Origin of the sequence: Microvirga puerhi, from assembly GCF_020089865.1 — a bacterium.
Classification (GTDB): domain Bacteria; phylum Pseudomonadota; class Alphaproteobacteria; order Rhizobiales; family Beijerinckiaceae; genus Microvirga; species Microvirga puerhi.
Map to the genome: position 1 here is coordinate 38,130 of NZ_JAIRBM010000005.1, position 12,949 is coordinate 51,078.

The 12,949-nt window shown below is 54.4% G+C and carries 12 protein-coding genes and 2 tRNA genes; 10 read left to right on the forward strand and 4 right to left on the reverse strand.

Annotated features, from left to right (window positions below):
• The first annotated feature begins 93 nt into the window (after positions 1 to 93).
• Together K9B37_RS08060 and K9B37_RS08065 are read left to right on the forward strand one after the other, a co-directional pair.
• A complete protein-coding gene (locus K9B37_RS08060; protein WP_224312575.1) occupies positions 94 to 417 on the forward strand; it encodes a PepSY domain-containing protein in 324 nt (107 codons plus the stop codon).
• A 54-nt stretch (positions 418 to 471) separates the two neighbouring features.
• Positions 472 to 1,173, forward strand: coding sequence for a hypothetical protein (locus K9B37_RS08065; RefSeq protein WP_224312576.1), 702 nt, complete (start codon positions 472 to 474; stop codon positions 1,171 to 1,173).
• Positions 1,174 to 1,221: 48 nt separating this feature from the next.
• On the opposite strand, the gene K9B37_RS08070 is transcribed toward K9B37_RS08065, so the two are convergent.
• The 4 genes from K9B37_RS08070 to K9B37_RS08085 all read right to left on the reverse strand — a co-directional run bounded on the left by K9B37_RS08070 (position 1,222) and on the right by K9B37_RS08085 (position 4,075).
• Positions 1,222 to 1,626 (reverse strand): DoxX family protein, encoded by a 405-nt coding sequence (locus K9B37_RS08070; protein ID WP_224312577.1) that lies wholly within the window; start codon positions 1,624 to 1,626, stop codon positions 1,222 to 1,224.
• A 468-nt stretch (positions 1,627 to 2,094) separates the two neighbouring features.
• Positions 2,095 to 2,301: a DUF1737 domain-containing protein gene (locus K9B37_RS08075; RefSeq protein WP_224312578.1), complete on the reverse strand. Its 207-nt coding sequence runs from the start codon at positions 2,299 to 2,301 to the stop codon at positions 2,095 to 2,097.
• Positions 2,302 to 2,371: 70 nt separating this feature from the next.
• Positions 2,372 to 3,817 (reverse strand): pyridoxal phosphate-dependent decarboxylase family protein, encoded by a 1,446-nt coding sequence (locus tag K9B37_RS08080; protein WP_224312579.1) that lies wholly within the window; start codon positions 3,815 to 3,817, stop codon positions 2,372 to 2,374.
• A gap of 181 nt (positions 3,818 to 3,998) precedes the next feature.
• Positions 3,999 to 4,075 (reverse strand) — tRNA-Pro (locus K9B37_RS08085).
• Between the two features lie 153 nt (positions 4,076 to 4,228).
• Here K9B37_RS08085 and K9B37_RS08090 point away from each other — a divergent pair.
• The 8 genes from K9B37_RS08090 (at position 4,229) to K9B37_RS08125 (ending at position 12,889) form a co-directional block, all read left to right on the forward strand.
• A tRNA-Gln gene (locus tag K9B37_RS08090) sits at positions 4,229 to 4,303 on the forward strand.
• A 541-nt stretch (positions 4,304 to 4,844) separates the two neighbouring features.
• Positions 4,845 to 6,224: a hypothetical protein gene (locus tag K9B37_RS08095; protein WP_224312580.1), complete on the forward strand. Its 1,380-nt coding sequence runs from the start codon at positions 4,845 to 4,847 to the stop codon at positions 6,222 to 6,224.
• Between the two features lie 3 nt (positions 6,225 to 6,227).
• On the forward strand, positions 6,228 to 7,004 hold the full coding sequence (locus K9B37_RS08100; RefSeq protein ID WP_224312581.1) for a class I SAM-dependent methyltransferase: 777 nt from the start codon (positions 6,228 to 6,230) through the stop codon (positions 7,002 to 7,004).
• A gap of 12 nt (positions 7,005 to 7,016) precedes the next feature.
• A complete protein-coding gene (locus tag K9B37_RS08105; protein WP_224312582.1) occupies positions 7,017 to 8,189 on the forward strand; it encodes a glycosyltransferase family 4 protein in 1,173 nt (390 codons plus the stop codon).
• Positions 8,179 to 8,985: a class I SAM-dependent methyltransferase gene (locus K9B37_RS08110; RefSeq protein ID WP_224312583.1), complete on the forward strand. Its 807-nt coding sequence runs from the start codon at positions 8,179 to 8,181 to the stop codon at positions 8,983 to 8,985. The genes K9B37_RS08105 and K9B37_RS08110 overlap by 11 nt, the downstream gene beginning before the upstream one ends.
• Before the next feature lie 5 nt (positions 8,986 to 8,990).
• Entirely contained in the window at positions 8,991 to 10,694 is a 1,704-nt protein-coding gene (locus K9B37_RS08115; RefSeq protein ID WP_224312584.1) for a glycosyltransferase family protein, read from the forward strand.
• Between the two features lie 517 nt (positions 10,695 to 11,211).
• Positions 11,212 to 11,979 carry a class I SAM-dependent methyltransferase gene (locus K9B37_RS08120; RefSeq protein ID WP_224312585.1) on the forward strand — a complete coding sequence of 256 codons (768 nt, stop codon included), beginning with the start codon at positions 11,212 to 11,214 and terminating at the stop codon, positions 11,977 to 11,979.
• Positions 11,972 to 12,889: a class I SAM-dependent methyltransferase gene (locus K9B37_RS08125; protein ID WP_224312586.1), complete on the forward strand. Its 918-nt coding sequence runs from the start codon at positions 11,972 to 11,974 to the stop codon at positions 12,887 to 12,889. The genes K9B37_RS08120 and K9B37_RS08125 overlap by 8 nt, the downstream gene beginning before the upstream one ends.
• Positions 12,890 to 12,949 lie beyond the last annotated feature (60 nt).

Below are 12,949 nucleotides of genomic sequence, written 5' to 3' on the forward strand. Positions count from 1 at the left end.
GGGCTTTGCAGATGTCACACGGCCTAGGTCCGTGCGGAACTGTCGATCCGGTCGCACATTAGCCCATGGAAACTCAACGGAAAGGTTCGTTCCATGCGCCTCCTTCTCGCCGCCGCTGCAGCTGGTCTTCTGAGCACCGCGGCCGTTGCGCAGACCGATGCCGGGTCCGGCTCCCTCACCACAAATCCCGCTCTTTCCCTCAAGCCTAACGGCAGTCCGGAGAATACCGGCGCAATTGCGCCGGGCGCGAACAGCTTCACGGAGGGGCAGGCCCGTTCTCGAATCGAAGCGCAGGGCTTCACCGGGGTTTCCGATCTCAGGAAGGACGATCAGGGCATTTGGCATGGCCGGGCTCAACACAACGGACAATCCGTCGAGGTCATGCTCGATTTTCGCGGCAACGTCGCATCCAAGTAGCGCTGCCGGGACAGTATCGGGCGGTGGACAGAACGCCGCCCTAAGGAGAGTTTGATGGCTCAGAACACGATCACCGCCTTCTACGACAATTATGAAGGAGCGGCGCGCGCCGTATCTCGACTTGAAGCTGCCGGCGTTCCCGATGCCGATATCAGCGTCGTGGCCAACAATGCGAACGACGCCTATTCCCAATATGCCTCGCGCTCATTCGACACTGAGGAAAGCAAGAGCGACGCGGTCGGAACGGGAGCGACCATCGGGACGCTTGCCGGCGGCGGCGCCGGGCTGCTCGCGGGCTTGGGGATGCTCGCGATCCCGGGCCTCGGGCCCGTCGTGGCTGCGGGATGGCTCGTTTCCATGCTTGTCGGCGCCGGCGCCGGCGCCGCCGTCGGGGGACTCGTCGGAGCGCTCGTGAATGCCGGCGTCAACGAGGAGGAGGCGCAGGTCTACGCGGAGGGCGTGCGGCGTGGCGGCGCTCTCGTGACAGTGCGAATAGACGAAGCCGATATGGGCCGAATCATCGATATTCTCGACGAAGGAGGGCGGGTCGATATCGAGGAGCGCCAGAGCGCCTGGCGAGCCGAGGGCGATGAGGGACCGGCGCCCCCAATCGGCGCAGCCGCCTCGACGACCACGGGCCTGACGACGGACATGATCCCCAACCCGCTCGATGAGCAGGATGGGGAGCGTACGAAGGTCGAGGTGGAGGACGAGCGCGAAAGGGCCCTGAAGGAGCGTGGCCTCGGCCGGCCCTGACGCTTCACTGTCCGGGAGGAGGCGCGATGACCTCCTCCGCGATTCTGATCAGGCGGTCTTCTGTCGGCGCAGAGTATCCAGGCTCCAAAGCCCGCCGCCTGCCGCGACCAGATAAAGGAAGATGAAGCAGTAGAGAATCGCAGCGTCGCCACCATTCAGCACGGGGAAGAAGCTGCGCGGCGCGTGCGCCATCCAGTAGGCGACTGCCATTTGTCCCGACAGGATGAATGCGACCGGACGCGTGAACAGTCCGAGCGTCAGCAGGGCACCGCCGACCAGTTCGAGAATGCCTGCGATCCAGGGAAGACTCATCATGGCCGGAGCGGGATTGGGCGAAGCGGGAAAGCCCAGGAGCTTCTGAGTTCCATGAGCCATGAAGATCAGCGCTGCGACGATGCGCAGGATGCTCAGCAGGCGTGGCGCCCAGACGGTCTTGAGGTTGACTGCATTCATGAATTCGCTCTCCGATGCGACAGGCACAAGGCCAATGTTGGTTGTCCGCCGGCCGGTTTAAGGACGACCTCTCCCCATCGCCAGTGCCTGAGGCGCCTCTTCCAGTAACGAATTGCTTACCAAGTTCGAAAGGTCCGTTGATCTTCGGCCATGCTGGTGCGTTTCCCCTGCACGACAACGCGTACAGGAGTAAGCCATGACGATCCTCGATCCTAAGACCGGTGAACTCGTGACCATCGAGATGCCGCCCCGGCCGCGAGGCCAGTGAGGTCGCGCATCGTCTTTTCGTGGGGCGTATGTCTGGTCATCGTCAGGCTAGAGGAGCTTGGCCATGCCCGCCGGCCAGAATGCCGCAGTGACAGTCGCGTAACAAACGCGCGTCGCTGGTGTTGGTGAAGGTCCCTCTGGACGTTTCCTCCCTGAACTCCCCGCTGGCCTCCGGGTTGGCGGGGTTCTTTTGCGAGATGTCTACTGTTCCGAAAGATCCATCTCCGGAACGTAGTCGGTGCCTTCGACGTCCTTGATGATCGCCTGGCCGCAGACGACCCGTTTTGCCTCTTCGCTGTAGGTCAGCGTTGGCGGGCCGTACAGCTCCCAGCCCCGGTTGAGCGCAGCCGTCACACGATGACAGAAGCTGGCATCGTCTGGGCCTGTGAGATAGCGGTAAAGCTTCATGAGATTTCCAAATTCGATCACATCGGGTGAGCTTGCGACGATAGTGGCGAAGCACGGTGCCGCAAAGCTGTCACTGGGCTCGATCTGTCGCTCGAATGGCTCTCCATGCGCTCAGAATCGCCTCGGCCGCGCGATCGATATCGGTAACGGTTGTCGCGCCCGATATCACCGATAAGCGCATGACCCACGCGCCCTTCCACTTCGCGCCGCCGGCAAAGAGGATCGCGTCATCCTGTATGCGCCGAATTGTCTGGAGCGTCAGGTCGTCCCCGACGGATATTGGCTCATCCGCGCCGAACCGGACGATCACCTGATTCAGCACCACCTCATTGAGGATCCTCACCCCAGGTTCCCGTGCCAGCCGCTCGGCCAGATACCGGGCCAGGGAGCAATGGCTCTCGACCATCCCGGCGATCCCCTCGCGCCCGAGATGCCGAAGCATGGCCCAAGTGGCAAATCCACGCGCGCGCCGCGAGAGCTCCGGGACATAGTGGGACGGATCGCGTTCTCCTGCATCCGCTCCGGGCAGATAGCTGGCCGCGCTGGTCATGGCCCGCCTGTGCGCATCTGCATCGCGAACGATGGCGTATCCGCAGTCATAAGGCGTCTGCAGCCACTTATGTCCGTCCGTGGCCCAGGAATCCGCGCCCTCGATTCCAAGCCCGAGGTGAGCACGGGCCGGGCAAGCCCGTGCCCATAAGCCGAAGGCTCCATCGACATGCACCCAGGCTCCGTGAGCGCGGGCCTGCGGAATGATGCTGGCATGGTCGTCGAACGCTCCGGTGTTGATCTGTCCTGCCTGGGCGATGACGAGCGTCGGCCCTTGGCACTGACTCAGAGCCCGATTGAACACCTCGGGGCGCATGCGTCCCTGCGCATCTGTTTCGATGCGGGTGACACGGTCGTGGCCGAGCCCCAGGAACTGAAGCGCGGAGAATACGGTCGTATGGGCCTCGTCTCCGATGAGCACGTGAATGGGTGGCGCACCGAAGAGGCCGTTGCGCTCCACGTCCCAATCCGCGCGGCGCAGAACCTCGCTACGAGCCGCGGCCAGACAGACGAAGTTCGCGACCGTCGCCCCTGTCACAAAGCCGACCGAAGCTTCCCGAGGAAGGTCGAGAAGATCGAGCAACCATCGGGCAGAGATCGTTTCGGCAGCAGCTGCTGCTGGGGACGCGGTGTGATTGCCTGCATTCTGCCCCCACGCCGAGGTCAGCCAATCGGCAGCAACGCCGACCGGATGCGAGCCTCCGATCACCCAGCCGAAGAAGCGGGGACCCGTGGTGGCATGGAGCCCTGGCGTCGCACGTTCCACAAGCTCCCGGACCACATCAAGCGCAGGCGTACTGCCTTCAGGGGCCGGTGCATTGAAAGCGGACAATGCTTCCGGATAGGTGTGGATTGGTCGTTGCGGACGCTCGGCGATGCTGGCGCGGAAGCGGGCGGCCTCAGAGGCGACGCTCCCGAACAGAGAATTCAGCGAGCCCAAGTCAGGCGCATTCCCATCGTTCATCATCTGGGCTCCTGGCAACAACAAGGAGCATGAAACGACGTTTCGTGAACGACAAGCTGGAGTATCCTGAATTGTCTGATGAGAGTTTGATCGCGTTCAGGCGTGTGAATCGAGCCGATCTACTCGACCATCCTAGCGGATATGCGCTTGAGCTTGGAGCCTTGTCTGATCAAGGCCTGAAGAATGGTCGGAGTGGCAGGATTTGAACCTGCGACCCCCACGTCCCGAACGTGGTGCGCTACCAGACTGCGCTACACTCCGACACCGAAATCATCGGGAAGGCCGGTCTTATAGCGGCGGGTTTCGGGGGCCGCAAGAGGGAAAACGGGCTTGGTCGCGATATTGTCGAGGTGATGAAAACCCAGTTGCCAGCCCTGCTCCTGGCCATTATGTACAGCCCACTTTGCGAAGCATTGGGGCGTCGCCAAGCGGTAAGGCAGCGGTTTTTGGTACCGCCATTCCCAGGTTCGAATCCTGGCGCCCCAGCCATTCCAGTCATAGAGAATTCAGAGTTACGTAAAGCGCTTGGCATCCAGGTTGCCGTTGGTCCCGCGGGGCGCAGAGGGGAAATATCCGCATCGACCCTCTAAGCTGGAAGGAAGCGCGGTGGGCTCTGATCGGAGCCTACTCCAGGTGTTGGACCCAAAATCGCCGAAGAGTAGCCGCCTGGAGAGGCATTGCCTTGCGGAATTAGCAGTTCGCTAAAAACTGTCCAGCGCAGCTTTGTTTGATCTTTGATCATGTTCAACAGGCCGCAAAGAATTTGAAAAGGTCTCTAAGACAATCCGAATAAAAAACTTTATTAGGTTATAGGCTCTGCAGCCCTGGATGGACCCGCGTTTCCGTTGCTCAGGGGGGGCCGCACTTGAGCGCCTCCGATAACCGATATATTAGGTCGCTTGCCTCGATGGGGCTGAAATTTATTTAGCCGACACGAATCTTCGCTATTCTGAGATTAGGACTTGCAGTGCATCATTCCTCTTCTGTGAACGCCAGTGGCTTGCAACAGGTCGGGTTCAGATCTCCTCGCGTGGATTGGCGCGATTTTCTCGCCCTTGCACTACTCTTGGGCCTGAGTGTCGCCTTCAAGGTAATCTTCGAGAGATCGCTGCCGTTCTTGGTAAATCATCGAATTTTCGAGAGCGTCGATTCCTATTTGAGGGCGAATCCCCTGGCTCTATTGTGGCCGCAGGAGCTTGAAACGGGACGATACCATTGGGTTCCTACAAGCCTTCTTCCATTTTACGCTCTTTCTCTCTATTTTTCTACATTCAGCATCTATCTTATTCTTAGCTCAATGACTGCAGTTGCTGGTTATTTGTTGTCCCGGTTCGCTGGACGCTCCCGCGTCTTTGCGGTCACTCTAACGACGGCGATGCTTTTTGGTACGCAGTTGATCTATGCATCTACGCTTGGGTTGACGCTCCTTCATTACATCGTTTTGGGGTATATTTTCATAAATATCTATACTATTCATATTTGCATTAGCAATAATGGTAGCAATGAATCGTTGTTGTGGTTTGTCATTAGTATAGTGGTTCTCGCGCTCGCAACGGAGATTTGGATCAACTACGCAATAGGACTAATTTTGTGTTGCCTATATCTATTTATCTGGTCTGGTATCCATCGCCATGAAAATTTCCGGCGCCTGAGTTTTAAGCTTGGGGCTATAACGCTTGTTCTGCTTCTGATCTATTTGCCCATACGGATGTCGGTGGCGGGCCAGTATATGGGACCAGGGGCTGAGGAGGAGCTGATCCTTACCTATGGTAGCTTCCTTCTTATGGTGGAGGATTTTGTGACGAATTTCTTCACTTTCCTTTACATGTCCGTGTCGAACTTTTTTCCTTCATTCTTAACCTCTTCCAACTCGCTCACAGTCTTGGGCCCAGAGCGCATCATTGCTGAGCAAAATGGATATCACCAACAGTATCAGCAACTCGTGGTGATGAATCATCTCTTCTTCTGGCGTTATTTTGCAGGGATTACAGCCACGATCTTCTTTGCATCTGGCTATACGACCTTCCGCCGCTCTCTGGAGTCGCGCTCAACAGTCTATCCGACTGTCATATGCGGCATGCTGATAATCGTTACGGGGTTCTGCACTTATCTCTTGATCAAATTCCGTCCATACAACAGCGCTCCTGCTCTCCATTACAAAACGATTATCAGTATCTGCGGCGTTGCATTGCTTTTGAGCTTTTTGCTTGAGCATCTCCAGGCGAAATTCGCCTCTCGTCGAATTTATTGGGCTATCGTCTGCTCGGTGTGGGCCGTCCTGGTGACAGGGGCCATTACGCGACCGGGGATGATCAGGGTTCAGCTTCAAAATGTAGGTCTTCAGGGATATAGCGACCCATGGAAAATCATTAAAAGCAATCTTGGTCTCTCAGTTTGGCCGGCGGATTAAGGAATGGCAGTTCGTACTTCGGACCGTATGGTAAACATGGTAAATAACGATCAGCTGGCCCCTAAGGGGTGGGCCGCGGCTTGGCGCGATGTCAACAATGGAACGATCGGCACCAGAGCCTATTGGACGATAGCGATTCAAAACTGGTCATTTTTCAAAGATATGGCGCCGTTAATCGCTGAGCATGTTTCAGGATCAGTTTTGGATCTCGGTGCAGGCCAAATGGCTTGGCGTACCGAACTCATGCGTGCCTCGCCGCACTATCAAGCTGCCGATCTGGAGAAGACGCATGAGGACATCGAATTCATTGTCGATCTAACAAAAACCCTGCCTTTCGATAATGATTCCTATGACACCGTGTTCTGCTGCTCAGTCCTTGAGCATCTGATCGATTTCAACCAAGCCCTGTCCGAGATGCATCGTATCCTGAAGCCCGGGGGGCGCTTGGTGCTCTCAGTGCCATTTCTGTTCTACAGGCATGGCGACCCATACGATTACTTCCGGTTTACAAGCTATGCGATCCGACATTTGGCGAAAGCCCATGGTTATGAGCTCGCCGTGCTCCGACCGACGGGCGGGCTCGCAGAGGTAGTTATCAATCCGATCTCGATGGCGCTTTCATCAGCCTTGTGGAAGTTGCGCCTGCGGAGCTTAATCAGCCCGCTCACACGTGCTATGACAGCGATCGTCCGATGGCTCGATGGTATGATTGACCGAGATCGTCGCTTTGCCCAAAATCACATCGCTGTGCTCCGTAAGCCGTTGGTCGTGTCCAACTGAGGAGCCGAGTGGGTGCGTATCGTCATCGTCAATTACGAGTTGCCTCCCCTCGGGGGAGGGGCAGGCAACGCGACAGCCAACATTGCGCGCGAAATGGCAGCCTTGGGCCATGATGTGACTGTCCTGACATCTCGCTTTCCAGGCTTACAAAACAACGAATTGGTAAATGGGTATCGTGTTCGGCGAATCTGGACGATCCGACGGCGAGTCGACCGCTGCACGCCCTTTGAAATGATCGTATTCATGGCGTCGGCAATGCTGGCGATATCCACCTTCATTCGCAGGAAGCGGCCGTCTGTTATAATCGCGTTTTTTGGAATCCCTTCGGGGCCGGTTGCTTGGGTCGCCAAAGCACTCTACGGCATACCATACATCATTTCTTTAAGGGGCGGGGATGTCCCCGGATACCAGCCTTATGATCTCAATACGTATCACAAGCTCCTCCGTCCTCTGATCGTCTGGTTCTGGCTGAGAGCAGCGGCCGTCGTTGCGAACAGCCAAGGGTTGCGGGAGCTCGCTCAACAATCCGCCTCAGAGCTTCCGATTTCAGTCATACCCAACGGAGTGGATGGAGAGCGGTTTCGGCCAGATCGACGAGGCGATGCTCGAGCTCGGCTCCGGCTTCTCTTCGTTGGGCGTCTGCAGCATCAAAAGGGAATCGATGTTCTGCTTCGGGCGATGACCCAGGTAGCTTCTCCTGATATGGAGTTACTTGTTGTTGGCGACGGACCAGAGCGCAATATGCTCAAAGCCATGGCTCGGGAATTCGCCATCCAGGACAACGTTATGTTCCATGGCTGGGCTGACCGGTCAGAGCTGCCGATCCTCTATCAATCGGCAGACATCTTTGTCTTACCGTCTCGCGATGAGGGAATGCCGAATGTTTTGCTCGAGGCTATGGCGAGCGGTCTCCCAGCTATAGCCACTCGAATTAGCGGTTCGGAAGAGCTAGTTGTCGATGGAGAGACTGGCTTTCTTGTCCCTCCCGATGATGCAAATACCCTTGCAAATGCAATCTCATTGCTGTCTGCCGACTCCTCCTTACGAGAGAATTTGGGGCGAAATGCACGCGTCCGTGTCGAGCGCGAGTTCAATTGGCGCGCTGTCGCAGAAGCATATCTTGATCTTGTTGAAAGATGGCCGAGCCATCCTCAAGCCCCGAATAGGAATATCGATGCAGTTTGACTTCGGAAAGAACTGGCTGAGCTACAGCAGCACCGTGCTGAGCACAAAGAAGGTTGTGCAAGCCCGGGAAGACTTCAGACACCTTCTCGCGGGAATTGAGCTCCGGGAAAAGTCGTTCCTTGATATTGGCTTTGGTCAGGGGCTCAGTCTGCTTCTCGCCACTGAAGCTGGGGCAAAGGTTGTCGGCTGCGACATCAATCCACGCTGCGCAGAAGCGCTCGCTGTCACGTCTAAGTTCTTCGAGGGCGATCCAAAATCCCGCATTTCTGTGGTCATCGGCTCCATTCTCGATGACCATACGAGAGAGGCTCTCCGTCAGCATCCTGTGGCACAGCCTGACGGAGGATATGACATTGTTCATTCCTGGGGTGTACTCCATCATACTGGACGTATGGACCTCGCAATCAAGAATGCGGCCTCTCTCGTACGCCCGGGCGGACACATAGTGATCGCGATCTACAACAGACATTGGTCGTCGCGGCCTTGGCTTTTCATCAAGTGGCTGTATTGCAGTGCGCCGAGCTGGATGCAAAAATTCCTGATCGCCGCTCTGTATCCGGTCATTTGGCTCGCAAAGCTTATTGTCACGGGTCGCGCGCCGACGCGTCAAACACGCGGGATGGATTTCTACTACAACGTAGTCGACTGGGTAGGAGGTTACCCTTACGAATACGGCTCACGCGACGAGATGAAAAGAATGGTCGGTACACTAGGTTTCGAATGCATAGCCGAGATTCCCGCAGAAGTGCCGACCGGATGTAACGAGTTTGTCTTTAGACGCACAGCCGTGAATTAGGCACCATGGTTGCTGCGGAATCCAAGTTTAGCGGGTGCGAAGGGCGACTTTGGATCTCCACGCTGCGCTTCATTCTCGGTGTGTTATCGGCCTTTTATATATACCTCACCTACAGCGTGTGGTGGATCGACAACCATAATGACTTTGGCGAGTACTTGACTCGGGCAGAGCTATGGTCGCGAGGGCTTTTCACATGGTCGGGGGGCTCAGACAAGCTGCTGTCACTACTGGAGTTGATTCCGGCTTATTTATTCTCTCGAAATCTAGATGCATTATATATTTTTACGAAGTTAATTCTTCTGTCATTATTAGGAATAAGCTTATCCTTGTTTATTGCATCGAATAATCGAAATTTGCCGAATTGGCATATTCGGTTATTTGCAGTGTTGGTTGTGATCATTCATCCTGTCTTCGCTATTATATCGACGTCAGTGGATCCAAGCATCCCATTTCTGGGATGCCTATTGTTATTTATTTCTTTCTATAAGCGCAAATATATAGCTGTTGGATTAGCTGTTCTTGTTGCCTATTCGCGGCCAGAGGGTATTTTAGTGTTCCCTTTGTTTGTTTTATTGGGTCTCATTGAAAATGAGGGGATGCGTAGGGATATTTTTAGGTCTGCGCTTAGTTCAATTTTGATCTTTATAGTATTAAAAGCTTGTGAAGTGATCTTGTTTGGGAGAACGCAGGAATTCGATATAATTAATTCCGCTGTAGAAATTGGTTTCTGGAAATCTATCGCGAATTTGCTTTTTATTCCGATCGTTCCTGTCCTTTTTGCCTCCGAGGTCTTCCCAGGCTATCCTTGCATGGTAATTTTTTTGCTGGGTTATGTTGCTAATTTTAGGAACAAAAGCTATTGGATTATTTACAGTATACTTTTTCTCCAAAGTATACTTACTGCCGTTCTCTATCATTCCGCTGGGCTCATGTTGGTCGACAAGGTCGGTCCGGCCTGGAGCCGGCTTGCATGGTGGGGTGCCCCTCTGTCGATAACAATTGGCACTGACCAAGTTCTGGGCGCGCGGTATATTATTCCATATTATCCGTTCTTGGCTATCTTTCTGGTTTCGGGGGCAAGTTTATTTTACTCTGGAACCATCAAAGCGCTCTCGGGGCTGTTCCCGCAATATGCCAACCCAAGAGGGCGTAGTATATTCGCAATCGGAGCTGCGATAGTTGCAAGTGGAATGCTTCTCGCTACGTTTCAGCGAGGCTATCAGGAATTGATAATTTCAGGGAAGTATTTCTGGCCATACAACATTAGCTCTCTCAATCATGCGGCTATTCAAATTCGCGCGCTTCGCGAGGCAGAGGAGGCGGTTCTTTTCGATGGAATTTGCGATGACACGAACGGCTCGTTGCTGAGCGAGTTCTCTGTTCATTCAGGGGTGGTGCGGAAATACATCGCAATCTGTGGCGGACGTTCGGCATTCGGGTATGTAGATAGCGTTCAGCGAGTTTTGAAAAGTGAGGATATTGATCAAATAGGGTCAGACCGCTTTGGTATATTTCACGATTTTACTTTAGACGTAACAACGACAAGAGATGCATTATTGAATGGCACGCTACGCGCATTGAGGGAATTGGAAGAATCGGCCCTTGGCAAGCATCGAGTGCGTTTCGTGATCAGTAGAAGAAAGCTTTCAATAGGCTATTTGAGATATATTGGAGAATACGGAGATTATAATTTATATGAGGCTAAATAAATATAATGTAAACCATGGAAGTTAGTTATTTTATTGCGTCGCGGTATAACGACGGATGCAATCGACCGTAAGGTATCCTGTTATACGAATCTCGCAAGATTAACTGAAATGTTTCAGGTCTATCTTATTCTATTGGATTTGAGTGTTCCGTTCTGACTGGCTTGGAGTCTCCTTCGGTAACCTATGGTCATGGCTCAGGTGCGTTGCTCGCGGAACTCTCCCGTTCGTGGACTCGGATATGATGCTGTGCTGTTGCCGCAAGGTAACGTAGAGGTGCTGTCCGACGTCACGGATATTTCCAGGCGTACGACCTGAAACGAGCCTAATAGCCTTCCTGCCCAGACTGCATCATTAGGCCTGTGAAACATAGTTTGACGCCTTGCTTCTTGGGCGTTAAAGCTCCCGCGCACTCGATATGCAGTGGTAACGGTTGCAATGCGGCTCGATAACTTGCCAGGGTTGCCTCGAGGTTGTGGATTGATCAGTTATTAACGACGTAAAAAGTAGGAAAACGGGCATGTCCCAACTTGATGTCAAAACTGCAGAATTCTACGACCAATTCTGGCCAAAATCAGTCCCTGTTCTAGATAAGACGCGCGAATATGTTGCGATGACTGTTTCAGAGGCGCATGTCGGGCGCGCTCTTGACGCGGGTTGTGGCCATGGAATCTGCAGTGTTGCTTTGTCCGAGCGCGCAGACCAAGTCGTCGGCGTCGACGTGTCATCCGAATGCATCCAGACAGCGCGCAAGCAAGCGGAACATTTCGGGCGCAAGAACATATCGTTCGAGCGGCAGGATTTGCAGAACCTTTCCCTACCGGACACTAGCTTCGATCTTGTCTGGTGTTGGGGTGTTGCCATGATGGCGCCCGATCCCATGAAGGTGATCCATAACCTCATGCGCGTGACGAAGCCTGGTGGGGTCATCTACTTGGGCCTCTATCTAAAGACCTGGCTCACTCCCTTTCATGAATTGACCCGTCATTTCTGTCGGACTTTCATGAATGGCCCGCGCCGCAAGAAGTTCGTCTGTGATTTCTTCACTGCTCTCACGCATGTGCACGGTACGCTGGTCGGTCGGCAGACGAACCTTCGTACCGACAACATCTCGATTCAAGCGCAGGTCGAAGATTGGTATTATCCTCCCTACAAGACGTTCTATTCGATCGAAGAGATCGTCGAATTGTTCCGGCGTAATGGGTTCGAGGCGAACTGCATTCAAGATCGAGTTGGCCGTATCAAGAGTGCAACTATTTTCGTGGTGAAGGCGGTGAGGAATGCCTAGCGCAACCATGCAGAATAGACCTGATCTCGCTCCCAAACTGAGCGATCATCCACAGTTTGCGAAGTTGAAGCAGATTCTCATCGACGGTTTTGTTCGGACGGGATTCGATCGGGTTACGCGCGTCCCATTGGAATATGTGGTTCAGGATATGCTGTCCGATGCTCGAATCGACGAGCAGATCGGCGAGATGCGACGCTATATGGATCTCGAGGGAAAGAAAATTCTCGAGGTCGGATCAGGCTGTGGCGCTCTCGTGACCCGAGGGCGCGTTGCTTACGGGCTTGACATCTCTGGTATCGAACCGAGCGTCAATGAGTTCACGGCAACTTTGGACGTTGGGCGTCGTCTCCTTTCTCATTTCAACTTGCCTCCAAATGCGCTGCAAGACGCTTTTGGCGAGGCCATTCCGTTCCCAGACGAGCATTTCGATTTTGTCTACTCATCGAATGTTCTCGAGCACGTCCAGTCACCTCAGAAGGTGATCAGCGAATCGCTACGTGTCTTGAAGCCCGGTGGTCTGCTGCTATTCGTGGTGCCAAACTATGGATCGTGGTGGGAAGGACATTATGGCATCTTATGGCTTCCGCATATGCCGGCGTGGATGGCCAAACTTTATGTTCGGATGTTCGGGCGAGACCCTGATTACATCGATACGCTCAATCTCCTGAGCAAAGGTAGGATCGAGAAGCTGCTAAGGCCTTTCAAGGAAGAAATCGAGGTTCTGGACTGGGGTTCTTCTGTATTTGAGCACCGACTGCGTAGTTTGGATTTTAGTGGGTGGGCTGCACTGCGGACGGCTAAGAAGATTGCGGGACTCGTTCACAAGTTGCAGCTGGTGAAGCCAGCAATTGTGATGTCCCGAGTCTTCCACTGGGAGACGCCGCTGGTTCTGGCCGTCCGCAAGAAATAGAGCGCTCGGGCTACCGGGACGTCATAAAGGCGAAAGGGCGGATTTAAGTCGGTCCATTTT